The sequence below is a fragment of the Aliiroseovarius marinus genome (genome assembly GCF_004360145.1).
In the GTDB taxonomy this organism is placed as follows: domain Bacteria; phylum Pseudomonadota; class Alphaproteobacteria; order Rhodobacterales; family Rhodobacteraceae; genus Aliiroseovarius; species Aliiroseovarius marinus.
This window is the reverse complement of record NZ_ML178717.1, coordinates 85,796-109,030: the sequence shown is the minus strand read 5'-3', so window position 1 is coordinate 109,030 and position 23,235 is coordinate 85,796. Positions and strand designations below refer to the sequence as shown.

19 protein-coding genes are annotated in these 23,235 nt (G+C 61.0%); 14 read left to right on the top strand and 5 right to left on the bottom strand.

Annotation, left to right across the window (positions count from 1 at the left end; all coding sequences use genetic code 11):
• Nucleotides 1–103: 103 nt before the first annotated feature.
• Nucleotides 104–1,327: an AMP-binding protein gene (locus EOL43_RS08860; protein ID WP_133487660.1), complete on the top strand. Its 1,224-nt coding sequence runs from the start codon at nucleotides 104–106 to the stop codon at nucleotides 1,325–1,327.
• Nucleotides 1,324–2,427, top strand: a complete 1,104-nt coding sequence (locus EOL43_RS08855; RefSeq protein ID WP_133487658.1) for a thiolase family protein — start codon at nucleotides 1,324–1,326, stop codon at nucleotides 2,425–2,427. The genes EOL43_RS08860 and EOL43_RS08855 overlap by 4 nt, the downstream gene beginning before the upstream one ends.
• Here the strand turns inward: EOL43_RS08855 and EOL43_RS08850 are convergent.
• Nucleotides 2,424–3,104: a nitroreductase gene (locus tag EOL43_RS08850; RefSeq protein ID WP_133487656.1), complete on the bottom strand. Its 681-nt coding sequence runs from the start codon at nucleotides 3,102–3,104 to the stop codon at nucleotides 2,424–2,426. The two genes, EOL43_RS08855 and EOL43_RS08850, sit on opposite strands and share 4 nt — an antisense overlap.
• A gap of 404 nt (nucleotides 3,105–3,508) precedes the next feature.
• On the opposite strand from EOL43_RS08850, the gene acs reads away from it, so the two are divergent.
• The 7 genes from acs (at nucleotide 3,509) to EOL43_RS08815 (ending at nucleotide 12,220) form a co-directional block, all read left to right on the top strand.
• Complete coding sequence (gene acs, locus EOL43_RS08845; protein ID WP_133487654.1) at nucleotides 3,509–5,479, top strand: acetate--CoA ligase; 1,971 nt, start codon at nucleotides 3,509–3,511, stop codon at nucleotides 5,477–5,479.
• A complete protein-coding gene (locus EOL43_RS08840) occupies nucleotides 5,479–6,162 on the top strand; it encodes an adenylate kinase (protein WP_133487652.1) in 684 nt (227 codons plus the stop codon). The genes acs and EOL43_RS08840 overlap by 1 nt, the downstream gene beginning before the upstream one ends.
• Nucleotides 6,163–6,225: 63 nt before the next feature.
• Nucleotides 6,226–6,486, top strand: coding sequence for a DUF4212 domain-containing protein (locus EOL43_RS08835; protein ID WP_133487650.1), 261 nt, complete (start codon nucleotides 6,226–6,228; stop codon nucleotides 6,484–6,486).
• Between the two features lie 15 nt (nucleotides 6,487–6,501).
• Entirely contained in the window at nucleotides 6,502–8,289 is a 1,788-nt protein-coding gene (locus EOL43_RS08830; protein WP_133487648.1) for a sodium:solute symporter family protein, read from the top strand.
• A gap of 102 nt (nucleotides 8,290–8,391) precedes the next feature.
• On the top strand, nucleotides 8,392–10,227 hold the full coding sequence (locus tag EOL43_RS08825) for a putative nucleotidyltransferase substrate binding domain-containing protein (RefSeq protein ID WP_133487646.1): 1,836 nt from the start codon (nucleotides 8,392–8,394) through the stop codon (nucleotides 10,225–10,227).
• A 50-nt stretch (nucleotides 10,228–10,277) separates the two neighbouring features.
• Complete coding sequence (locus EOL43_RS08820) at nucleotides 10,278–10,802, top strand: hypothetical protein (protein ID WP_133487644.1); 525 nt, start codon at nucleotides 10,278–10,280, stop codon at nucleotides 10,800–10,802.
• A gap of 2 nt (nucleotides 10,803–10,804) precedes the next feature.
• The gene (locus EOL43_RS08815; RefSeq protein WP_338068774.1) at nucleotides 10,805–12,220 is read left to right on the top strand and encodes a 3'-5' exonuclease; all 1,416 of its coding nucleotides are present in this window, start codon (nucleotides 10,805–10,807) and stop codon (nucleotides 12,218–12,220) included.
• A gap of 9 nt (nucleotides 12,221–12,229) precedes the next feature.
• On the opposite strand, the gene EOL43_RS08810 is transcribed toward EOL43_RS08815, so the two are convergent.
• Together EOL43_RS08810 and EOL43_RS08805 are read right to left on the bottom strand one after the other, a co-directional pair.
• Nucleotides 12,230–12,997: an amino acid ABC transporter permease gene (locus EOL43_RS08810; RefSeq protein ID WP_133487642.1), complete on the bottom strand. Its 768-nt coding sequence runs from the start codon at nucleotides 12,995–12,997 to the stop codon at nucleotides 12,230–12,232.
• 10 nt (nucleotides 12,998–13,007) lie between these two features.
• Complete coding sequence (locus tag EOL43_RS08805) at nucleotides 13,008–13,709, bottom strand: amino acid ABC transporter ATP-binding protein (RefSeq protein WP_133487640.1); 702 nt, start codon at nucleotides 13,707–13,709, stop codon at nucleotides 13,008–13,010.
• 154 nt (nucleotides 13,710–13,863) lie between these two features.
• Here EOL43_RS08805 and EOL43_RS08800 point away from each other — a divergent pair, with 154 nt between their 5' ends.
• The gene (locus EOL43_RS08800) at nucleotides 13,864–14,640 is read left to right on the top strand and encodes a transporter substrate-binding domain-containing protein (RefSeq protein WP_133487638.1); all 777 of its coding nucleotides are present in this window, start codon (nucleotides 13,864–13,866) and stop codon (nucleotides 14,638–14,640) included.
• A 46-nt stretch (nucleotides 14,641–14,686) separates the two neighbouring features.
• Here the strand turns inward: EOL43_RS08800 and EOL43_RS08795 are convergent, their stop codons facing one another.
• The gene (locus EOL43_RS08795) at nucleotides 14,687–15,802 is read right to left on the bottom strand and encodes a THUMP domain-containing class I SAM-dependent RNA methyltransferase (protein ID WP_133487636.1); all 1,116 of its coding nucleotides are present in this window, start codon (nucleotides 15,800–15,802) and stop codon (nucleotides 14,687–14,689) included.
• A 51-nt stretch (nucleotides 15,803–15,853) separates the two neighbouring features.
• Nucleotides 15,854–16,456 (bottom strand): DUF1285 domain-containing protein, encoded by a 603-nt coding sequence (locus tag EOL43_RS08790; RefSeq protein ID WP_420867506.1) that lies wholly within the window; start codon nucleotides 16,454–16,456, stop codon nucleotides 15,854–15,856.
• Nucleotides 16,457–16,514: 58 nt separating this feature from the next.
• On the opposite strand from EOL43_RS08790, the gene EOL43_RS08785 reads away from it, so the two are divergent.
• From EOL43_RS08785 to EOL43_RS08770, 4 genes are read left to right on the top strand one after another with little or no spacing between them, the layout of a single operon-like run.
• The gene (locus EOL43_RS08785; protein ID WP_133487634.1) at nucleotides 16,515–17,519 is read left to right on the top strand and encodes an AAA family ATPase; all 1,005 of its coding nucleotides are present in this window, start codon (nucleotides 16,515–16,517) and stop codon (nucleotides 17,517–17,519) included.
• Nucleotides 17,516–18,385 carry a DUF58 domain-containing protein gene (locus EOL43_RS08780; RefSeq protein WP_133487632.1) on the top strand — a complete coding sequence of 290 codons (870 nt, stop codon included), beginning with the start codon at nucleotides 17,516–17,518 and terminating at the stop codon, nucleotides 18,383–18,385. Before EOL43_RS08785 ends, EOL43_RS08780 begins: the two co-directional genes overlap by 4 nt.
• A complete protein-coding gene (locus EOL43_RS08775; protein WP_133487630.1) occupies nucleotides 18,382–21,147 on the top strand; it encodes a DUF4159 domain-containing protein in 2,766 nt (921 codons plus the stop codon). The genes EOL43_RS08780 and EOL43_RS08775 overlap by 4 nt, the downstream gene beginning before the upstream one ends.
• A complete protein-coding gene (locus EOL43_RS08770; protein WP_133487628.1) occupies nucleotides 21,144–23,234 on the top strand; it encodes a DUF7408 domain-containing protein in 2,091 nt (696 codons plus the stop codon). Before EOL43_RS08775 ends, EOL43_RS08770 begins: the two co-directional genes overlap by 4 nt.
• Nucleotide 23,235: the final 1 nt, after the last annotated feature.

Here is a 23,235-nt window from a genome sequence, read left to right as displayed (position 1 = left end):
GCATCCGTAGTAATGACTTTTGAAACGGGCGCGGCGCTGGCTGCGCCCGTTTTCTGTTGGGCTTTCCCTTCTTGGGGCGTGCTTCTACAAAGGGCGCAGGTTTATGCAAGATAAAGGTCAGCAGATCGCCATGCGGTTTCGGCAAGACATGCACAGCACCGTCCACTTTCCGGACGACAACGCGCCCGAACGGGCGCAGCGTGCGGCGCGTGCGGTGCGGCTTTTGCTTGATGGCTTGCGGAACGGGGCCAGCATCCGTGCCCGACAGGTAGCGGGTGACCCAATCGAAGTTTGGCAGGCCGAGGACGGCCAGCAGGTGTTGCAGTGTCAAAGCTCTGGCTCCAGCGGTGCACCGAAAACCATCCAGCGCCGCCCGGACAGCTGGATCGCAAGTTTCGAAATTACCCGCCGAGAATTCGGCGCTGGTAAGGACACGCCCTATGCGGTGCTGGGTGATCCGGGACATTCGCTGGTGCTGTTTGCGATCATGGAGGCCTTCCATCTGGGCGCAGACCTGTCGGTTTTGACCGGCTTGTCGCCTCGCGCCCAGTTGCAAGGGCTGGCGCGGGACGGGGTCCAGGTGCTCTATGCCACACCCGCGCAGTTGCGGTTGCTGTTGAAGGCACATCCTGAACCGCTGCCCGAAATGCGGTTGGTGTTTTCGGGTGGGGGGAAGCTGGACGCGGACACGGCATCAGCGTTGTCTACGCTTTTCCCAAATGCAGAGCTGCACGAGTTCTTTGGCGCCTCCGAGACCAGCTTCATGTCGATCGCGCCGGTGGGTGCCCCGATCGCCTCGGTTGGGCGGGCCTATCCGGGCGTAGAGATCGCGCTGCGCGATGCAAACGGCCAGCCGGTCGGGCAGGGGCCGGGCGAGCTGTGGGTGAAAAGCCCCTATCTGTTCGACCGTTATGTGGAAGGCGACAGCCCCGAGACCCGCTGGCAGGACGGTTTCCTGACCGTGGGCGAGATGGCGCGGCTGGACGCGGACGGATTTCTGTACCTTCTGGGGCGCACCTCGCGGATGGTGACGGTGGCCGACCAAAATGTCTTTCCTGAGGCGGTCGAGGCAGAGATCGCAAAGCTCAGCGCCGCGCGCGCTGCGGTTGTCCCGGTGCCGGATGACGCGCGTGGGCAGGTGTTGGTTGCCGTAGTTGAGGGCGCAGAGTGCGACGACACGGTGCGCAGCATCAAAGACCGTTGCCGCGACATGCTGGGCGCGCCGTCGATGCCGCGGCAGGTGCTGTTCGTTGACGCTCTGCCGATGCTGCCAGCCGGAAAGCCGGATCTGAAAGCGCTTGAGCAGCTCGCACGGGGGCAGGTATGAGCGCGGCCTGGATCATCGCCGCCCGCCGTACGGCGGTTATCCCGCGGGGCGGCGCATTTGCGGCGTTGGATATACACGACCTCGCAGCGCCTGTGATCCGCGATCTGTTGGCGCAAGCGGGGGTGGCGCCGGATCAGGTCGGCGAGGTGATTTTGGCCAACGCGCTGGGCGCGGGCGGCAATCCCGCGCGGGTTGCGGCCTTGGCGTCGGGCTTGCCCGAACCGGTAGGCGGCTTGACCATCGACCGCCAATGCTGCGGCGGGCTGGACGCGGTGATGCTGGCGCAGGCGATGATCTTGTCAGGCCAACACGACGTGGTGATCGCAGGCGGGGCAGAGAGCTATTCGCGCCGTCCTCTGCGGTCCCGCACCTTCGCGGATGGGCGTGACCCGGAACCGTATGAGCAGGCCCAATTCACCCCGTGGCCGGATCGCGATCCGGATATGGCCGAAGCCGCCGAGGCCTTGGCGCAGAAGCTGGGGATCACCCGGCAGAAACAGGATGACTGGGCCGTGGCCAGCCATCAGGCAGCTTTGGATGGTGTACAATCGGATCAGATTGTGCCCGTCGCGGGGCAGGAGGCTGACGCGTTTACCCGAAAGCTCACCCCGCGTCTTTGCGCGCGCGCACCGGTGATCGCAGGCAGTGTCACCGCTGCCAATATGGCGGTCGCAGCCGACGGCGCGGCCTTCGTGTTGGTGGTCTCAGATCGCGTGGCGCGTTCACTCTCGGCCCCGAAAATCCGGATCGAGGCCGGATCCAGCCTTGGCGGCACGCCCGATTTGCCTGGCATCGCCCCGGTGGCCGCGATCAAAGCAGTATTGGCGCGTGCGGGGCGGAAACCAGACAGCCTGACTGTTGTCGAGATCATGGAGGCGTTTGCCGTTCAGGCCATCGCCTGCCAAGAAGGTGCTGGCCTGCCACGCGAGATCGTCAATCCGAACGGTGGCGCGCTTGCACGCGGGCATCCGATCGGTGCGTCTGGTGCGATTTTGGCAGTGGGGCTGTACTATGAGCTTTTGCGAAAAGGCGGGGCCGGCGTGGCCGCGATTGCCGCCGCGGGCGGTCTGGGCAGCGCGTTGGTGTTGTCTGCGCTCTAGTCGTCGAACCCATGGAAACTTGTGAACACCTCTAACGCGTCGCGTTCGGTGCGGAACTGGTTCACCGGCGCGGTCTCGTCCTTTTTGCCGACGGCGATCCCGCAAACGACCAGTTCGTCCTCGGGCAGGTTCAGGTGGTCGTGGACGATGTTCCCGTAGTTCGCCAGCGCGCCAATTCCCGTGGCGCCATAACCCAGATCCTCGGCCGCCAGCAGGAAAGTCATCAGCGACATGCCCAGATCCATGAAGCAGCCTTTGCCCATGCGCCGGTCTATGGTGGCGATCACGCCCACAGGGGCATCAAAGAAGGCATAGTTGCGCGCAAACTGCGCGCGCCGCCCGGCCACGTCCCGTTTCGCAATCCCCAGCGCTTGATACAGCGCGTATCCAGCCGCGCGTTGGCGGGCCTTCAAGTCGGCAGGCATCGGGATCGGGAAATAGGAATACTCGCTGACTGGTGGTTCGTTGCGTTCCATCGCGTCGTGCAGGGCGCTGACCAGCCCATCCAAAGCATCACCTGTCAGAACGTGAAATTTTCCGGGTTGCAGATTGGCCCCGCTGGGGGCTTTCCGCGCGGCCTGACAGATCTTTTCCAGATCAGATTTGGCCACAGGATCCTTGGTAAAAGCGCGCACAGAATGGCGCTGCGACAGGAGGTCTTGGAACGAGCGTTGCATGAGCTGGGATGTGCCTTGCGCCACTGTGGCCTGTCAAGCACAGGGTGAATCGCTTGTCGGCCATTTTATGCCGGTCGGTACCGTATGGTTCGTGGTGTTCCCTGCTTGGCGCCTAAAAGTGAGGCAATGCGGAGGGTTCGAAAACACGTTGAAGCGTGTCAAGTTTTTACATTTTTCGGCAGGGGTATTTACTTAAAAACACATACAAAACAATAGCATAATGTGGTTAATATGTTTAAAATAACTGGATTTTTTGCGCGAGTTAAACAAATTTACACAAAATCTGTTGTTTAGATGTGATTAATCCTCCAGTTTTCAAGGCAAGTTTGGGAATAATCCTTTTTGGTGATGTCCCAGCCCACGCGAACTGGTCGCGTTTGGAGGAAAATCTGGGAGGATCCTGAATGTCGTCGCAAGCTACGGCTGATAAGACCTATGCTCCGTCTGCGGAGTTTGTCTCGAATGCACATATCGATGCTGCAAAATACCAAGAGATGTATGCCGCATCCGTAAATGACCCTGATGCATTCTGGGCCGAGCAAATGACGCGTCTGACCTGGACCAAGACGCCGACCAAAATCAAAAACACCACTTTTGCGCACCCCGACGTGTCGATCAAATGGTTTGAAGATGGCGAACTGAACGTCTCGGCCAACTGTATCGACCGCCACCTCGAGACCCGTGGTGACCAGGTCGCAATCATCTGGGAATCGGATGACCCGAACCTCGACAAGAAGATCACGTATAACGAGCTGCACGAGAACGTCTCGAAGCTGGCCAACGTGATGAAGGGCATGGGCGTCGGCAAAGGCGACCGCGTCATTCTGTATCTTCCGATGATCCCTGAAGCATCGTACGCGATGCTGGCCTGTGCCCGCATCGGCGCGATCCACTCGATCGTCTTCGCCGGCTTCTCGCCGGAAGCACTGGCTGCCCGTGTTGAGGGCTGTGGCGCCTCGCTGGTGATCACCGCTGACGAAGCCCCCCGTGGTGGCCGCAACACGCCGCTGAAAACCAACGTGGATGCCGCTCTGGCACACGGCGATCTGGGTTCGACCCCGGTTCTGGTGGTCGAGCGCACCGGCGGCGACGTGCCGATGGTAGACGGCCGCGACCATTCGTATTCGGCGCTGATGGCTGATGCTTCGTCAGACTGCCCGCCCGAAACCATGAACGCCGAAGATCCGCTGTTCATCCTTTACACCTCGGGGTCGACCGGCCAACCGAAAGGCGTTCAGCACTGTACCGGTGGGTACCTGCTGTGGGCTGCAATGACCCACGAGTACGTATTCGACTATCACGAAGGTGACATCTACTGGTGTACCGCTGACGTGGGCTGGGTCACCGGCCACAGCTACATCGTCTATGGCCCGCTGGCCAACGGCGCGACCACGCTGATGTTCGAAGGCGTTCCCACCTATCCGGATGCAGGCCGTTTCTGGGCCGTGTGTGAGAAGCACAAGGTGAACCAGTTCTACACTGCGCCGACTGCAATCCGTGCCCTGATGGCACGTGGCGAAGAGTTCGTGACCAAGTACGATCTGAGCGACCTGAAAGTGCTGGGCACCGTAGGCGAGCCGATCAACCCCGAAGCCTGGAACTGGTACAACGACGTTGTTGGCAAAGGAAACTGCCCGATCGTTGACACCTGGTGGCAGACGGAAACCGGTGGTCACCTGCTGACCCCGCTGCCCGGCGCGACCGCAACCAAGCCCGGCTCGGCCACCACGCCCTTCTTCGGCGTGCAACCTGTGATCCTCGAACCGACCACCGGCGAAGAGATCCACGAGACCGAAGCCGAAGGTGTACTGTGCATGAAAGACAGCTGGCCCGGCCAGATGCGCACCGTATATGGCGACCATGACCGCTTCGTGGCGACCTACTTTGCCGACTACAAAGGCTATTACTTCACCGGTGACGGATGCCGCCGTGACGCGGATGGCTACTATTGGATCACCGGCCGTGTGGACGACGTGATCAACGTATCGGGTCACCGCATGGGTACCGCCGAAGTGGAAAGCGCTCTGGTGGCACATGCCAAGGTTTCCGAAGCCGCCGTTGTTGGCTTCCCGCACGACATCAAGGGTCAGGGCATCTACTGCTACGTCACCCTGATGGACGGCGAAGAGTATACCGACGATCTGAAGGTCGAACTGCGCAACTGGGTCCGTCAGGAAATCGGCCCGATCGCCAGCCCCGACCACATCCAGTGGGCCCCGGGCCTGCCGAAGACCCGTTCGGGCAAGATCATGCGTCGTATCCTGCGCAAGATCGCCGAGGACGATTTCGGTTCGCTGGGTGACACCTCGACCCTGGCCGATCCGTCTGTTGTGGACGACCTGATCGACAACCGCATGAACAAGGCGGGTGCATAATGGACGCAGCGACAACGACCGCCGCCCCTGTTCTGATCCTTCTCGGCCCTCCGGGCGCCGGGAAGGGCACTCAGGCCCGAATGCTGGAAGACAAGTTCGGACTTGTTCAGCTTTCGACAGGAGATCTTTTGCGCGCAGCAGTCGCAGCAGGGACCGAAGCGGGCCTTGCTGCAAAAGCCGTTATGGAAGCTGGTGAACTGGTCTCGGACGAGATCGTGATCAACATCCTGCGTGACCGTCTGGCAGATGCCGACTGTGCCAAGGGTGTGATCCTTGACGGTTTCCCCCGCACCACCGTTCAGGCCGAGGCGCTGGACGCCCTGCTGGCGGAAAGCGGTCAGAAGATTAACGCAGCCATCAGCCTCGAGGTCGATGACGCTGCAATGGTGACCCGCATTTCGGGCCGTTACACCTGTGGCGGTTGCGGTGAAGGGTATCACGACGAGTTTAAGCAGCCCGCCAAGGATGGCGTCTGCGACAAATGCGGCGGCACGGACATGAAACGCCGGGCCGACGATAACGCCGAAACCGTGGAAAGCCGCCTTGTGGCCTACCACGCGCAGACGGCACCGCTCATTGCCTACTACGGGGGCAAGGGCAGCCTGCAGAAGGTCGATGCCATGAAGGCTATCGATACCATTGCAGGTGACCTTAATGAGATCGTTCAGGAAGCGGTCGCATAAGAAAGGGAAGGGCGGGGCCGCATAAGCGCCCCCGTTGGAGGAACTTCAGAGGGAGGAGGCTTCATGGCCGATAACTCACAAAACGACGCATATTGGTCCGCCAACTTGCGCATCATTATGATCAGCCTAGTGATCTGGGCGATCGTATCATTCGGATTCGGCATTCTGCTGCGCCCGATGCTGTCCGGCATCGCCGTAGGTGGAACCGATCTTGGTTTCTGGTTCGCACAGCAAGGTTCGATCATCGTCTTCTTGATCCTGATCTTCAACTACGCAATGCGCATGAACAAACTCGACCGTGAACACGGCGTAGACGAAGAATAATAGGAGCAGGGACAGATGGATCAGTTTACGATCAACCTGCTGTTTGTAGGCGCGAGCTTTGCGCTTTACATCGGCATCGCAATCTGGGCCCGTGCGGGCTCGACTTCGGAATTCTACGCCGCTGGGCGTGGTGTTCACCCGGTCACCAACGGTATGGCGACGGCTGCTGACTGGATGTCGGCCGCATCGTTCATTTCGATGGCTGGCCTGATCGCCTTCACCGGCTACGACAACTCGTCGTTCCTGATGGGCTGGACCGGCGGCTACGTGCTGCTGGCACTGCTGCTTGCGCCTTACCTGCGTAAGTTCGGCAAGTTCACCGTGTCGGAATTCATTGGTGACCGCTTCTACTCGCAGACGGCCCGTGTTGTGGCTGTTGTCTGCTTGATCGTGGCTTCGACCACCTACGTTATCGGTCAGATGACCGGCGTTGGTGTTGCGTTCGGCCGCTTCCTGGAAGTTGACAACACCACTGGTCTGTTCATCGGTGCTGCAGTTGTGTTCGCCTACGCCGTTTTCGGCGGCATGAAGGGTGTTACCTACACGCAGGTTGCTCAGTACTGCGTACTGATCACCGCTTACACCATTCCGGCGATCTTCATCTCGCTGCAGCTGACTGGCACTCCGATCCCGGCCCTGGGCCTGTTCGGCGAGCACGCAGCTTCGGGCGAGCCTCTGCTGGCGAAACTGGACGCAATCGTGACCGAACTTGGCTTCAACGAGTACACTGCTCACCACGCCGACACGTTCAACATGGTTCTGTTCACCCTGTCGCTGATGATCGGTACCGCTGGTCTGCCGCACGTGATCATGCGCTTCTTCACCGTGCCTAAAGTATCGGACGCCCGTTGGTCGGCCGGTTGGACCCTGGTGTTCATCGCTCTGCTGTACCTGACCGCTCCGGCTGTTGGTGCAATGGCACGCCTGAACATCACGGAAATGATGTGGCCGAACGGTGGCATCAACGGTGGCGCTGTAACTGTTCAGCAGATCGAAACCGAGCAAAAGTACGACTGGATGAAGACGTGGCAGAAAACTGGTCTTCTGAACTGGGAAGACAAGAACGGCGACGGCAAGATCCAGTACTACAACGACAAGTCTGAAGCTATGCAGGCAATGGCCGCTGAAAAAGGCTGGACCGGTAACGAGCTGACCAAGTTCAACCGCGACATCCTGGTTCTGGCTAACCCCGAAATCGCCAACCTGCCGGGTTGGGTAATCGGTCTGGTTGCTGCTGGTGGTCTGGCTGCTGCGCTTTCGACGGCTGCTGGTCTGCTTCTGGCGATCTCGTCGGCTGTATCGCACGACCTTATCAAAGGCGCGATCAACCCGCAGATCTCGGAAAAAGGCGAACTGATGTCGGCACGTGTGGCGATGGCAGTAGCAATTGTTGTCGCAACCTATCTGGGTCTCAACCCTCCGGGCTTCGCAGCACAAACCGTGGCACTTGCCTTCGGTCTGGCCGCCGCGTCGATCTTCCCGGCTCTGATGATGGGTATCTTCTCGACCAAGATCAACAACACTGGCGCCGTTGCAGGTATGATCGCGGGTATCACCGTTACCCTGATCTACATCTTCCTGCACAAAGGCTGGTTCTTCATCCCGGGCACCAACAGCTTCTCGGACGCTGATCCGCTTCTGGGCACCGTTAAGTCGACCTCGTTCGGCGCGATTGGTGCGGCGATCAACTTCGCTGTTGCTTACACCGTATCGGGCATGACCAAGCCTCTGCCGGCTGACATCAAAGCTCTGGTTGAATCGGTTCGCGTACCGCGCGGCGCCGGTGCAGCTCAGAACAAATAAATGGCTCGGGCGGGTGGCCCTCTGCGTCGACCCGCCCCCTTTTAAATTTGTCCCGTCCGGTGTTCTATCGGGCGGGACTAACTTTTGAAGAAGGCAGCGAACATGCCCCTGAGCCAAGATCAGATTTTCCGATTTCTGAAATCCGTTCACCCCTATGACGCCCTAAACGCTGATGTGGTCGAAAGACTGGTGCCGACGCTTCAAGCGCGCGCCGTACCCGCAGGCGAAAGCGTCTATGACTTCGGAGATGACCTGCCCGGTGTGTTCATCATCCACGAGGGCGAGGTCGAGGTCAGTGACGAGAATGGCTCGGTCGTCTCGCATCTTGGGCTACGCAACTCTTTTGGCGAACGCGGACTGCTGCGGGAAGGCAAGGCTGTGACCTCGGCGCAAGCCGTCACGAACACGACGCTTCTGATCCTACCTGTCGCTCAGTTCCACTTGCTGATCGCCGCCGAAGAAAAAGTAAAACGGTTCTTTGACCGCTCGCGTGCGGATCGGAACAACAAGCAGGGCCAGCAGGACCTCGCGACCACGCAGGTGGATACGCTGATGGCTGCCAACCCGGTAACCTGCACCCCCGCAACCTCGGTACAAGACGCCGCGATCTTGATGCGCGACCGTCGCGTGTCGTCGCTGTGTGTCACCGAAGGCGACGCCCTGACCGGAATCCTGACCACCCGCGACATGTCGGGCAAAGTGCTGGCCGCAGCCCTGCCGGTGGACACACCCGTGTCGCAGATCATGACATCAAGACCCATCACGCTTGCCCCGTCCGCTATTGGCTCGGACGTGCTGCACATCATGATGGAGCGCCGGATCGGCCATGTGCCCATCGTCGAAGGTGGCAAGCTGGTTGGCATCGTCAGCCAGACGGACCTGACCCGCTTCCAAGCCGTCAGCTCGGCCGAGCTAGTGCGCGAGATTGCACAGGCCAACACGCCGGAAGAAATGCGCGAGGTGACAGAACGCATCCCGCAGCTTCTGGTGCAACTGGTCGCCGGAGGCCGCCCGCATCAAGTGGTCACCCGCCTGATCACTGACATCGCCGATACCTGCACCCGCCGTCTGCTGGCACTGGGCGAGGCGAAACTGGGTCCGGCCCCCGTGCCCTATCTGTGGGCCGCCTGTGGATCGCAGGGCCGTCAGGAACAGACCGGCGTGTCCGACCAAGATAACTGCATGATTTTGCACGACGATGTGACAGATGCCGACCGCGACGGCTACTTCACCGAGCTGGCCAAATTCGTCTGTGACGGGCTGGATGTCTGCGGCTATTTCTATTGCCCCGGCGATATGATGGCGACCAACCCGCGCTGGTGTCAGCCGCTGAAGGTTTGGAAAGACTATTTCGACGGCTGGATCGCCAAGCCAAGCCCCGAGGCGCAGATGCTGGCCTCGGTCATGTTTGATCTGCGCGCGATTGCCGGAGATGAGAGCCTGTTTGAGGGGCTTCAGAAAGACACGCTGGCGATGGCGGCGAAGAACTCGATCTTCGTGGCGCATATGGTGTCGAACTCGCTGAAGCACACCCCGCCGCTGGGCCTGTTGCGTGGCTTCGCCACGATCCGCTCGGGCGAGCACAAGAACCAGCTGGATATGAAGCATAACGGCGTTGTACCGATCGTTGATCTGGGCCGCGTCTATGCGCTGCAGGGTGAACTGACCGAAGCCAACACCCGCGCGCGTCTGGAAGCCGCCATTCACGCCGGTGGCCTCAGCCAGTCGGGCGGGCAGGATCTGCTGGACGCTTATGACCTGATCGCCGACACGCGGCTGGAGCATCAGGTTGCCGAAGTCAAAGCCGGCGGCAAGCCGGACAATTATCTGTCGCCCTCGGACCTGTCCGAGTTTGAACGCAGCCACCTGCGCGATGCCTTTGTTGTGGTGAAATCCATGCAAAGCTCGATCGGGCATGGGCGCGGGATGCTGGGCTAACGCAGGTCAGAACAGGCCGAAACGGGCCAAACGGGTAGGGAGGAAACCGAATGTTCTTTGAGATGGTCGCCACACTGGTGTCAGGTTTTGCAGGCGCAGGTGTGGTGCTGCTTTTGAACAAGATCAGCGGCGGTCGGCTGCCGAAATGGGCTATGCCCGTCGGCGCCGGTCTGGCCATGATCATCACCACGATCGCCAACGAATACGCGTGGTATGACCGCACGCAAGAGACACTGCCCGAGGGCATGGAAGTCATTCAAACGGTCGAAAACAAAGCGATTTATCGCCCGTGGACCTATGTGAAACCCTTCACCGAGCGGTTTATTGCGTTGGACGCGCCGTCCCTGCGGACCCACGACGCACGCCCTGAAATGCGCATGGTGGACGTCTATTTCTTTGGCCGCTGGTCCGCGCCGGAAAAGATGGTCATGCTGGCCGATTGCGATGCGGGACGACGTGCCCCCTTGATCGATGGCGTGTCCTTTAACGCCGATGGCGAGATTAGCGGCGTTGATTGGTTCGCCCCGGATGAGGGGGATCCGCTGGTCACGGCAATCTGTAAACTGGAGGTATAGTCATGCAAATCCTGACGAAGCTGTCGTTGCGCTTTCGAATCTTCCTGTTCTTTGCCTTCTTGGCAATCGCAGCCGATGTACTGATCATGTCGGCCCTTTTCGTAGGCGCCAGCCGCGCGACACCTGAGGATATCACCTCGGGCTTCGTGTTCGCGGGGGTTTTGTCCGGATTTGGCCTTCTGGCGCTGGTTGCCGGGGTGTGGTTCCTCTTTGATGAAAACGTTGCCCGCCCCATCGAGCGTCTGGCCTCGGGCTTGCGCTCCAAGGCCCACGCTGGGGCTGGCGAAGTGGACATGCATAGCGCGCGTTTTCTGGGCGATCTGGCCCCCGCGGCCGAGGCTGTGTCCGAGCAGCTAATGAAGTCGACGATGGACCAGGCTAGCCTTGTCGCGGCCGAAACCCAGCGCCTGTCTGACGACAAAGCCCGCCTGACAGCGCTTTTGTCCGAAATCCCGGTCGCCATGGTGCTGATCAACCCGGCCCACCAGATCGTGCTCTATGACAAACAGGCGGCTGCCGTGCTGTCTCAGGTCAGTCCGGCGCGTCTGAATGCCTCGATTTTTGACTACTTCCAGAAAACGCCTTTCATGGCGGCCTATCACAAGATGATTTCGACGGGGTTGGAGCAAAGCTTTTCCGACCTGTCCGCTGCAAATGGACTAGAGTTCGACGCCCGTCTGAAGCCCCTTGCGCCGGGCGAAGGCTATCTACTGATGATCGATGACGCCCATGCCGTATTGGCGCCGGACGAAGGGCGCCCTGTGGTGTTCGACTTCGATTTGATGGAGGGACAGGCCACCGACGATCTGATGGAGATGAGCCTGCGTGATCTGACCTACGTGGTGTTTGACACAGAAACCACGGGACTGTTGCCGCATAAGGACGAGATCGTGCAGATCGGCGCCGTGCGCGTGGTCAACGAAAAGATCGTTCCCGGCGAGGTGGTCGACCAGCTTGTCGATCCAGAAATGCCGATCCCGCCCGCCTCGACCAAGGTGCACCATGTGTCTGACATGATGGTGGCTGGGAAGCCGACCATTCGCGAGGCGGGGAAGAGCTTCCACGACTTCGCGCGCGGGGCAGTTCTTGTGGCTCACAATGCGCCTTTCGATATGGCCTTCCTGCGCCGTCACGCCGAGGATTGCGGGGTCGAATGGACACATCCCATTCTGGATACGGTGCTGCTGTCGGCTGTTCTGTACGGCACGACCGAAGTGCACACGCTGGACGCGCTCTGCGACCGTCTGGGCGTGGTCATCCCGCCCGAGCTGCGCCACACCGCCTTGGGCGACGCGCAAGCCACGGCCGAGGTTCTGTGCAAGATGCTCGCCATGCTGCACTCCAAAGGGATCGAGACGCTGGGCGGCGCGATCTCCGCGGCGAAAAAGCATAAGCGGCTGTTGGAAGACTTGAACTAGCGCAGGGGGTTAGCGGCTTTCGTCCGCCCCCATGCGCCGTTCCAGCCAGCGCACGCCCGCCGAGATGATCAGGACCAGCACAAGGTATTCCAGGATCAAAAGCGTGTAGATCTCAAGCGGGCGGTATTCGGTCACCACCAGCTCGTTCGCGCGCCGGGTTAGTTCCTGCATCCCGATGACGGACGCAAAGGCCGACATTTTAACGATATAGATAAACTGGTTCGCCAGCGGTGGCAGGATACGCCGGACTGCTTGAGGCAGGATGACGTAACGCATCGCTTTGGCACGGCTTAGCCCAATCGTCTGGGCGGCCTCGGCCTGACCACGCGGAACCGATTGAATGCCTGCACGGAAGATCTCGGCGGTAAAGGCGCTGTCCGACAGCGCCAGTGTGATCACCGCGCCCCAGAATGGATCAATCGAAATGCTGATCCCCATCCCGCGCATCACGACGGGCAGACCATAGAAGACCCAGAACAGCATCGGCAGAAGCGGGATCGCGCGGATGAACTCGACATAGATGCGGTTTGGCAGGCGCAGCCAGCGGTTCTGCGCGAAGGCCGGAAGCGCCACCAGAAGCCCGATGATGATCGAAGCCACCGCCGCTAGAACCGAGATCTGGATGGTCGAGGTGAAGCCGCGGATCAGGAAGCGGATATTGGTCCAGCCATTATCCGTTGTGGGGTCAATGACGTACCAGCCCCAGGTGCCGGGCGCTGCCGAACAGGCTGTCAGCAGCAATACCGAGGATAGCAGAGCGATTGTTCGAAAAGTCATATCTGCTCCCTCAGTGTTTCAGGATCTTATCAAGAAAAAGTGCGAAACGTTCACTTTCAGGCGCCTTGAACACCTGCTCGGGTGCGCCGATTTCGACGATCTCGCCCGCGTCCATGAAGGCAATCCGGTCGGCCACACGCCGGGCAAAGCCCATTTCGTGCGTAACGCAGATCATGGTCATGCCATCGGCGGCCAAGTCCTCCATCACCTCAAGCACTTCGGCAATCATCTCGGGATCCAGCGCCGAGGTCGGCTCGTCAAACAGCATCAGCTTGGGTTCCATGCACAAAGCGCGTGCAATCGCCACGCGTTGCTGCTGGCCACCCGACAATTGTGCGGGGCGTTTTTCGGCCTGTTCAGGGATGCGGACACGGTCCAAATAGGCGCGCGCGCGCTCCTCGGCCTCGGCCCGCGACAGGCCAAGCGCTTTCACCGGGCCAAGCGTCAGATTGTCCAGAACAGACAGATGCGGAAACAGGTTAAAGCTTTGAAAAACCATGCCGATATCACCGGGTCGCTGTGCGTCCATCACGCCGCCTTGCAGGTGAATATCGCCTTGCTGATGGGTCTCTAGCCCGGCCAGCAACCGCACGACAGTTGACTTCCCCGATCCCGAGGGTCCGCAAATGACCAGTTTCTCGCCAACCTCTACCGTCAGCGAGATATCCCGCAGCACTTGAAAGTCGTCATACCACTTTGAAACGCCTGTCATTTGAACGGCGGTGTTGGGTTGATTTTTGTTCTGCACTTGTTCCACACGCCGATTTTTGTTCAACTGATCGTGACTGGTGATCCATTCCTTATACGATCACGTAATCTATATGGATGAAAACGAATATTTATAACCACCAAAAGGACAACGTGTGATGAACTTTTTGAGAACTCTCGGAGCGGGCCTCTTGGCCTTGGCGACACTAACTGGGGCCGCCAGTGCGCAATCCGCGTTGAACGAGATCCTGTCAGGCGGCGTTCTGAAGGTGGGGACGACGGGCGACTGGAACCCCATGTCGGTGCGTGACCCGGCGACCGAAAGCTATAAGGGTTATGACATCGACGTCATGACCGAACTGGCGAAAGACCTTGAGGTCAAGCTGGAGTTCGTGCCGACCGACTGGAAAACGCTGGTGAATGGCATTGTTGCCGGGAACTATCACATGACGGGCTCGGCCTCGATCTCGCCATCGCGGATGAAGGTGGCGGGCTATTCGGACCCGTATATCTCGGTTCAGATTTTGCCGTTTACGACGTCTGACAAGCTGGCGGGGTTTGACGGCTGGGCATCTATCAACAAGCCCGAGGTAAAGGTGGCGACCACTCTGGGCACCTCGTTTGAAGGAATGGTGAAAGAGTGGTTCGCGGACGCTGACATCAAGGTGGTAGAGGCCCCTGCGCGTGGTTATCAGGAAGTCCTGTCGGGCCGTGCAGATGTGTTCATCACCTCGAATATCGAAGGCGCAACGCTGACCCAGAAATTCCCGCAAGTGACAGCGATCCCGGTGGACGCGCCGCGCGCGCCGACCCCGATTGCGATGCTGTTGCCGCAGGGCGATCAGGTCTGGATCAACTATGTAAACAGCTGGATTAAGCTGAAGCAGGAGAAGGGCTTCTTTGAAGCCACTGCTGCCAAGTGGGGCCTGCAGTAATCAGGCTCTCAGGTAACGGAAAAGGCCGGGTTGTCCCGGCCTTTTTTCATTTCAGCGGAGCCGTTTGATACAGCTTCACCTTGGTCCCGCCATGATCAATCGGAGGTCCGGGCGGCAGGAACGGCAGCCCCGTGGCCTTGGCCAATCCACCGTCCGAAGTGATGATCGCCACGCGCCAGCCCTTGAACCGCTCCTGAAACACTTTGCCCATTGTGCCATAGAGCGCGAAAAGCAGTTTCTTGTTGCCAATCCGCGCGCCATAGGGCGGGTTCACGATGATCAGGCCGGGATCGGTGGCGGGGCGTGTGATGTCGCTGATCGAGGCTTCGGTGAATTGGCACATCGCTGCCACACCCGCGCTTTCGGCGTTTTTCTGGCTATTGGCGATGGCACCGGCATTCCGGTCAGATCCGAAAAATCGAACATTTGCGGAGGTTGTCGATGCTTGCGCCTTCTTCAGGGCTGCAAAAGCCTCTGCATCAAAACTCGCAAGCTTTTCAAAGGCAAAACTGCGGTCCCGACCGGGGAGAAGCCCCGCCGTCATCTCGGCGGCTTCAATCAAAAAAGTACCAGAACCGCACATTGGGTCCAAAACAGCCTCTTCCCCATCGAACCCCGCGGCCCGCAGGAACAACGCCGCCAAATTCTCGCGCATCGGCGCTTTACCGGTCGCGGTTTTATGGCCACGTTTGTGCAGGCTTTCGCCCGAACTGTCCAAGCTGATGGTCACAAGGTTGTCGTCGATCCGCACCTTGATCACCAACGCCGCGTCCTTGCTGATTGGCGCGCCCAGCGTCTCGGAAATTGCACGCTCAACACGTTGGGCTGCCCCTTTGTGGTGATAGATTTTCGAGCGTTTGCAGACGGCCTCGACCCGTACGGGGATATCCGGGCGCAGCACTTCCGCCCACGGAAACTTGCGCGCGCGTTTGTCCAGTTGCGCCATGTGGAAGGCGCGAAATTCGCCCAGGCGGACCAGCACGCGTGTCGCGCCCCGCAGGGTCAGGTTGGCGCGCCAGACCTCGGACCAGGTGCCACGGGTCGTGACGCCACCGGGGCTGACCTTTGGGGTGGCAAAGCCAGCAGCGCGGGCCTCGTCCGCCAGAAACGGTTCCAGACCGGGCGGGGCCACAAGGAAAATTTCGAGATCATCTGTAGTCATGCGGCCTTCTACCCCATGCACTTCAGCGCGGCGAGCGAAATACGTGGGCTTCTAGCAAAGTTCGTCTGCCGGAATCAGCGGGAAGAATTGTCCGTCCGACCAGACACCAAACCAGCATTTGCCCTCGTGATCCTCGGCCACGCCCTGGTCAATCAGACGATAGAAGGTCTTGCGATCAATAAGCGCCTCAAGCCCTGCGCGGACTTCGACATAAGGGCAGGGGGTCTCGAACGTGCAACCCAATCGCAGGGGGTGATCCGGGCCTGCGGTCACGCTGTCGCCCACATGGGTGGTGAACGTCAGACGCTGCTCCCGCCCTTCGCCGGTCACGACCATGTCAGTGGCCACAAAGGGCGCATCCTCGACCGTGATGGCCCATTTTTCGACCGGGGTTACAAGGAAATACTTCCCGTCCTCAAACTTCAGGATGGACGAAAACAAACGCACCAGACCCTCGCGTCGGATCTCGCCCCCTTCGTGAAACCATGTGCCGTCGCGGGTGATGCGGATGTCAATCTCGCCGCTATAGTCGGGGGTCCACAGGTGTACCGGGGGCAAGGAATTCCCGGCCTCAGCCCCAACGGCTTGCGACACGGCGTCGGCGTCAAAGGCCCGCATTTCCGGCGATTTTCCAGAGCTTGGCGAATTTGTCATTTGGTCCCCATCTGAATCTGGCCTTTAATGTACTTAGTAGTCACGCAAAGGAATTGCCATGCAGAACGAAGATTTACTGAGTGATGTTGAAGCCCTTGGCGCAAAACTTTCCGAGGCGCGACAAATGGTTGGCCGCAAGATTATGGGGCAAGATCAGGTGGTAGATCTGACGCTTGCAGCCATTTTGGCGGGCGGGCATGCGTTGCTGATTGGTTTGCCGGGACTGGGTAAAACCCGATTGGTCGAGACGCTGGGGACGGTCATGGGATTGCATGACGGGCGCATTCAGTTCACGCCGGATTTGATGCCGTCGGATATCCTCGGGGCCGAAGTTCTGGAAGAAAGCGACACCGGCGCGCGGTCCTTCCGCTTTATCAAAGGCCCGGTGTTTTGCGAACTTCTGCTTGCGGACGAGATCAACCGCGCCAGCCCCCGCACGCAATCGGCATTGCTGCAGGCGATGCAGGAACACGAGGTCTCGGTCGCGGGGCATACCCATAACCTTGGTGAAGTGTTCCACGTGCTCGCCACGCAAAACCCGTTGGAGCAAGAGGGCACCTATCCGTTGCCCGAGGCGCAGTTGGACCGCTTTCTGGTGCAGATTGACGTGGACTACCCGGATCGCGACGCGGAACGGGATATCCTGCTGGCCACGACGGGGACCGAAGATGCGCAGGTCTCGCCCGTCTTTAGTCGCGCCGAACTGATCGCCGCGCAGACGCTGTTGCGCCGGATGCCGGTCGGTGAAAGCGTGGTCGAGGCCATTCTGGATCTGGTCCGCGCCTGCCGCCCCGATGATCCCAGCGCGCCGCAGATCGTGCGCGAGAATGTCAGCTGGGGGCCGGGACCGCGTGCCACGCAGGCCTTGATGCTTCTGGCGCGGGCGCGTGCGCTCTTGGATGGGCGCTTGGCCCCGGGGATCGACGACATTCACGCGTTGGCGGCGCCGGTTCTTAGTCATCGGATGGCCTTGGGCTATGCCGCGCGGGCCGAAGGGCTGGTCCTGTCTGACGTCATCGGGCAAACGGTGGCCTCTGTTCTGCAAACTGAGGCCGCGGCGTGAGCTCTGACAGCGCCCCCATCCAGCTTCGGTCGCGTGCCGAAGCCTTGGCGGCGCGCCTTCCGCCCCTTTTGGTGGCGGCGCAGCACTTGGCCCAGTCCGTCGAACTTGGCGAACATGGGCGCAGGCAGTCCGGGCATGGCGAGGCGTTCTGGCAATATCGCCGTGCGCAGCCGGGGGATCCATCGCACCGCATTGACTGGCGTCGCTCGGCGCGGTCCGACCGACATTATGTGCAAGAGAAGGAGTGGCAGGCGGCACATTCGGTGCAGATCTGGGTCGATCCGTCTGCCTCGCTGGCGTTCTCGTCGGACCCAAAGCTGCCCGAGAAACGCGAACAAGCTCAGATCATCGCGCTGGCTTTGGCGTCTTTGCTACTCAGCGGCGGCGAACGTGTTGGCCTTCTGGGCAGTGCGCTTAAGCCCGGGCGCGGACAACTGACGCTGTCGCGCATGGCGGATCAGATCCTGCGGGCAGATGCACCCCTGAGGGACGTTTTTGCAGTGCCCCGTGCGCGGCAGGTGGTGTTTTCGGACTTTTTAGGGCCGCTGGATGCCACCCGCGATTTCCTACATGCCGCGCAGGGCCGGGGCCAACGGGGCGTCCTGTTCCAAGTGCTCGACCCGATGGAAGAGGCGTTTCCATTTCATGGCCGCGTGCTGTTTCAGGACGTGGGCGGCGCGCTGCGTCATGACACGCGTGAAGCCGGCGATTTGCGCGACCGTTATCTGGACCGATTGGCGCGACGCAAAGCCGAGCTGTCCGAGATCGCAAAACGTGCGGGCTGGCGGTTCCACAGCTATCACACGCAAGATCCGGCCAGCGCGGCGCTTTTGTGGTTGTGGAATGCGATCGGAGGGCCACGGTGAGCGTGTTCGGCATAGGATTCACCACGCCTCTGCTTCTGCTGGGGCTTCTCGCGCTGCCGGTGATCTGGTGGCTTTTGCGCGCCGTGCCCCCTGCGCCCCGCAAACAGGTTTTCCCGGCTGTCACCCTGCTTTTGGGGCTGGAAGACAAGACTGCACAGGCAGATCGCACGCCGTGGTGGCTTCTACTTTTGCGACTTTTGGCGGTAGCTGCGATGATCATCGGGTTTGCTGGCCCGGTGTTAAACCCGGATAACGCGCCGGGCAGGACTGGGCGGCTTTTGATTTTTGTCGATGACTACTGGCCCGCCGCGTCGGACTGGTCTCAACGAATGCAGGTGATCGAAGCGCGGCTTGAGCAAGCACAGGCGGCCGCCCGCCCAGTTTCCCTTATTTTAGCAAGTTCTGTGGGGCGTGCGGATGTCGATCAGGACACCGTGTGGCAAACGGCGGACGCGTGGCAATCGGCGCTTCCGGGGCAGTCTCCGGTGGCATGGGATGCACCTTATGCGGTCTCGGAAGACTGGACGCGCGCGCAGGGAAGCACGGATGTGCTGTGGATTTCGGACGGGGTCGCGCGTGCGGGCCGTGCGGATATGGTTACACATTTCGAACAAATGGGCGCAGTGGAGGTGTTGGAGCCCCCATCGGCCCGCATTGGCATTCTGCCCGCCACACTGGACGGCGGTGATCTGGTGCTGTCGGTGCTGAGCACTGGCCCCGCCCCTGCAACTGACCTGACCGTCGAGGCGCTGGGTCCGGACCCGGAAGGGATCGAGCGTGTGTTGCTCTCGGCCCCCGTCGCATTCCCCAATGGGGCCGACCGGGCCGAGCTCCGGTTGACCGTCCCAAGCGAACTTCGCAACCGGATCGACCGCATTCAGATTGCCGATCATCGGGCCGCCGGGGCCGTCACCCTTGCCGATGACAGCCTGCGTCGCCGTCGGGTCGCTTTGCTGAACACGGTGGGCGAGCGTGAAGGGTTGGAGCTTCTGTCGCCGCTGCACTATCTGCGCGAGGCGCTGGTGACCACCGCCGAAACCATCGAACTGCCCGCGCTGTCTGAGCTGATCAAGGCGGGGCCAGATGTGATCATCCTGCCGGATGTGGCCAGCTTTTCTGATGCGGATCGTGAGGCTCTGACCAATTGGGTCACGGATGGCGGGCTGTTGCTGCGGTTCGCGGGGCCGCAGCTGGCCTCTGCCGATCTAGGGCAGGGGGTTGAGGACACGCTGCTGCCCGTACGCCTGCGTGCAGGCGGGCGCGTGGTCGGTGGTGCGATGAGCTGGGGTGATCCGCGCACCATAGCGCCGTTCTCGGAAGACTCGCCCTTCTTCGGGTTGCCCGTCCCGGATGATGTGCAGGTCGAGGCGCAGATATTGGCTCAGCCCGGCCCAGATTTGGCCGAGCGCACGATTGCCACCCTGTCTGACGGCACCCCGATCGTGACCCGCCGTGCGCTGGGTGCGGGGCAGGTGGTGCTGTTCCATGTCTCGGCCAATGCCGAATGGTCATCCCTGCCGTTCTCTGGACTGTTTGTGCAGATGTTGGAGCGGTTGGCGGTCTCGTCCCAAGGCAGCGCGCGCGAGGGCGTGGCGTTAGAGGGAACCACATGGGTCGCCACCCACGTATTGGACGGGTTCGGTCAGCTGTCGCCGCAAGATGCTGCCGCAGGTGTGCCGGGACCGAAACTGCTGGACCCTGCCGGGCCGGATCTTGCGCCGGGGCTTTATGCGGATGGGGACCGGGTACAGGCAGTGAATGTGCTGCGCGCGGACAGCGTGTTGGATCGCGCCGACTGGCCCGCGCGTTTGACCCCAAGCTGGCAGGTCGAAGAAACCCAGCAGGAGTTTGGCCCGTGGTTGTTGGCTCTTGCGTTGGTCTTGGGCGCGCTTGATGTTTTGCTGACGCTCTGGCTGGCGGGACGATTGCTTCCGAGCGCGCGGCGGCTTGCGACCGGGGTGGTCGCTGGGGTCGCGCTGCTTGCGACGTCGCACCTCGCAGATGCCCAGACGGACACACCGCCCAGCGTCTTGGACGCCGCCAGCATTGTCACGCTTGCCCATGTGAAAAGCGGGGACCCTGCTGTGGATCAGGTGGCGCGGGCCGGTTTGCTTGGCCTGTCGGATCAACTGTTCCTGCGCACCTCGGTCGAACCCGCGCGGCCTGTGGGCGTGGATGTTGAGGTCGACGACCTGTCCGTCTATCCGCTGCTCTATTGGCCCCTGACCGACACGACGCCCATACCTAGCCCCGATGCGATCCTGCGTCTGAAACGCTATCTGGCGGCGGGCGGGTTGATCCTGTTTGACACGCGCGATGCCGGCACGGGTGGAGATTCCGCCGCCAGCCGCCGCCTGCGCGCGGTGGCCTTGCCGTTGAACCTGCCGCTTCTGGATCAGGTGCCGCATGACCATGTGCTGACCCGCAGCTTTTACCTGCTGCAAGAATTCCCCGGTCGAAATCGCGGTCCCGTCTGGGCCGAAGCGCCGCCCCCCAATGCCGAACGCGCCGAGGGGATGCCGTTTCGCAATCTGAATGACGGGGTGACGCCGGTGATCGTCGGCGGCAATGACTGGGCCGGTGCTTGGGCTATTCGCGATGACGGGCGCCCGATGTTCCCGGTGGGACGCGGGCAGGCGGGCGAGCGGCAACGTGAAATGGCGCTGCGGTTTGGGATCAATCTGGTGATGCATGTGCTGACCGGAAACTACAAATCCGACCAGGTCCACGTGCCTGCGCTTTTGCAAAGGTTGGGCGAATGAGTGCGCTGTCGCTGCAATTCGCGCCCGGTTTTCCGTGGCTGGTGATCGCCGTTCTGGCGGCACTGGCTGCCGTAACGCTTGCCGTGGCCCTGTGGCGCGGGCTGGCGGGGTGGAGTTTGCGGGCAGTGGCGGCACTGGTCCTTCTGGCGGCGCTCTCTGGCCCGTCGCTTCAGCAAGAGGAACGCGATCCGCTGACGGATATTCTGCTTGTGTTGGAGGATGATAGCCCCTCGCAATTCTTGTCAGATCGCCCTGCACAGAACCAACAGGCGCGCGAAGACATTTTGGTGCAAATCGCCGCCCGCCCATCGCTCGACGCGGTGTGGCGGCAGCTGTCCGAGTTTGCACCCGAAGGTGAAGGGGAGGCCGAGGGGACGCGGTTGATGACCGCCCTAAAAAAGGCGATGGCCGAGCTTCCAGCCAACCGCCTCGCAGGGGTGGTGCTGATCACGGATGGCGTCGTGCATGATCTGCAGAACGCGCCCGGATTGCCTGTGCCCGTGCATGCGATGATCTCGGGCCGGGCGCAGGATTGGGACCGGCGGGTCAGCGTCACGGATGCGCCGGCCTTTGCCATTCTGGGCGAACAGATTGAACTGCGCCTGAAGGTCGAGACCCTTGGCAATCTTCCTGATGGACTGCCCCCTGCGGTCCTGTCCGTGTCCCATGATGGCGTACCCCTTGCCGATGTTCCTGTAGGCGATGGTGCAGAGATTGTGATGCCGCTGACGCTGGAACATGCCGGCCGCAATCTGATCCACGTGACGCTTCCGGTGGAGGATGGCGAGTTGACAGGGCGCAACAACGAGGTGGTGATCGAGTTGAACGGCGTGCGCGATCGGCTTCAAGTGCTTCTGATCTCGGGTACTCCGCATCCGGGGACGCGGACGTGGCGCAATCTGCTGAAATCTGATAGCGCTGTGGATCTGGTGCATTTCACCATTCTGCGTCCGCCTGAGAAACAGGATGGCGTGCCGGTCAGTGAGCTCAGCCTGATTGCCTTTCCCACGCAGGAACTGTTTGTCGAAAAGATCGACGAGTTCGATCTGATCATCTTCGACCGCTACCAATTGCGGGGCATTCTGCCCGGTGGGTATTTGGCGAGTGTGCGCAATTATGTGCAGCGGGGCGGGGCGGTGCTGATCGCGGCGGGCCCGTCTATGGCCAGTGCAGATAGCATTGGGCGCACGGCGCTTGCCGACATTATGCCCGCGACGCCGACAGGACGGTTGTTCGAACAACCCTACAAACCCGTTGTCACTGATGATGGCCAACGCCATCCGGTGACGCGCGATTTGTCGCGCCATGCGCCAGAGGGCGGCTGGGGGCCGTGGATGCGCCATATTGAGGTTTTACCGCAGCGCGGCCACGTGATCCTGTCCGCACCAGATGATGCGCCGCTTTTGATGGTGGATCACAGTGACGACGGGCGCGTTGCTCTGCTGGCGTCGGACCACGCGTGGCTGTGGGCGCGGGGGCATGAGGGCGGAGGACCTCAGTTGGAGCTTCTGCGCCGCTTGGCCCATTGGCTGATGCGTGAACCCGAACTTGAGGAGGAGGCCCTGTCGGCCATTGCGACCGAGGACGGGCTTGTGATCCGGCGCAATACGATGTTGCTCGAATTGCCCGAGGTGACCGTCACTGCTCCGAGCGGGGAAGGTGATACCACCGCCTTGTCCCAAGCCGCACCCGGCGTGTTTGAAGCGCCGTTTGCCACCGATGCGACGGGGCTGTTCCATATCGAACAGGGAGAGTTGTCGACGGTCGTAGTGCGCGGGGCGGCAACATCGGTCGAGTTCAGCAATCCCCTAGCGCGCCGCGATTTGCTTCAACCGGTGCTGGCCACAAGCCGCGGAGCTGTGATGCGCATCGAAGACGGTTTGCCCAGTTTGCGTGCTGTACGAGTTGGTCAACCCGCGTCGGGTCGCGGATGGCTGGGCTACACCCCGCGCGACGCTTATGTCACCACCGCAATCCGCCTGCGCCCCTTGGCACCGCCGTGGGCCATGTTGGTTTTGGCGGGTTTTGCTTTGGTATTTGCTTGGCTTTGGGAAGGCCGTGGTGGCGCAGCGCGGCGCGATCCCTAAA

What these genes read in the sequence shown, in the direction of transcription:
- EOL43_RS08840 (WP_133487652.1), top strand. Translation starts at nt 5,479, where the DNA reads ATGGACGCAGCGACAACGACCGCCGCCCCTGTTCTGATCCTTCTCGGC.
- EOL43_RS08850 (WP_133487656.1), bottom strand. Translation starts at nt 3,104, where the DNA reads ATGCAACGCTCGTTCCAAGACCTCCTGTCGCAGCGCCATTCTGTGCGC.
- EOL43_RS08790 (WP_420867506.1), bottom strand. Translation starts at nt 16,456, where the DNA reads ATGACAAATTCGCCAAGCTCTGGAAAATCGCCGGAAATGCGGGCCTTT.
- EOL43_RS08800 (WP_133487638.1), top strand. Translation starts at nt 13,864, where the DNA reads ATGAACTTTTTGAGAACTCTCGGAGCGGGCCTCTTGGCCTTGGCGACA.
- EOL43_RS08830 (WP_133487648.1), top strand. Translation starts at nt 6,502, where the DNA reads ATGGATCAGTTTACGATCAACCTGCTGTTTGTAGGCGCGAGCTTTGCG.
- EOL43_RS08815 (WP_338068774.1), top strand. Translation starts at nt 10,805, where the DNA reads ATGCAAATCCTGACGAAGCTGTCGTTGCGCTTTCGAATCTTCCTGTTC.
- EOL43_RS08860 (WP_133487660.1), top strand. Translation starts at nt 104, where the DNA reads ATGCAAGATAAAGGTCAGCAGATCGCCATGCGGTTTCGGCAAGACATG.
- EOL43_RS08805 (WP_133487640.1), bottom strand. Translation starts at nt 13,709, where the DNA reads ATGACAGGCGTTTCAAAGTGGTATGACGACTTTCAAGTGCTGCGGGAT.
- EOL43_RS08825 (WP_133487646.1), top strand. Translation starts at nt 8,392, where the DNA reads ATGCCCCTGAGCCAAGATCAGATTTTCCGATTTCTGAAATCCGTTCAC.
- acs (WP_133487654.1), top strand. Translation starts at nt 3,509, where the DNA reads ATGTCGTCGCAAGCTACGGCTGATAAGACCTATGCTCCGTCTGCGGAG.
- EOL43_RS08810 (WP_133487642.1), bottom strand. Translation starts at nt 12,997, where the DNA reads ATGACTTTTCGAACAATCGCTCTGCTATCCTCGGTATTGCTGCTGACA.
- EOL43_RS08795 (WP_133487636.1), bottom strand. Translation starts at nt 15,802, where the DNA reads ATGACTACAGATGATCTCGAAATTTTCCTTGTGGCCCCGCCCGGTCTG.
- EOL43_RS08770 (WP_133487628.1), top strand. Translation starts at nt 21,144, where the DNA reads ATGAGTGCGCTGTCGCTGCAATTCGCGCCCGGTTTTCCGTGGCTGGTG.
- EOL43_RS08820 (WP_133487644.1), top strand. Translation starts at nt 10,278, where the DNA reads ATGTTCTTTGAGATGGTCGCCACACTGGTGTCAGGTTTTGCAGGCGCA.
- EOL43_RS08835 (WP_133487650.1), top strand. Translation starts at nt 6,226, where the DNA reads ATGGCCGATAACTCACAAAACGACGCATATTGGTCCGCCAACTTGCGC.
- EOL43_RS08855 (WP_133487658.1), top strand. Translation starts at nt 1,324, where the DNA reads ATGAGCGCGGCCTGGATCATCGCCGCCCGCCGTACGGCGGTTATCCCG.
- EOL43_RS08785 (WP_133487634.1), top strand. Translation starts at nt 16,515, where the DNA reads ATGCAGAACGAAGATTTACTGAGTGATGTTGAAGCCCTTGGCGCAAAA.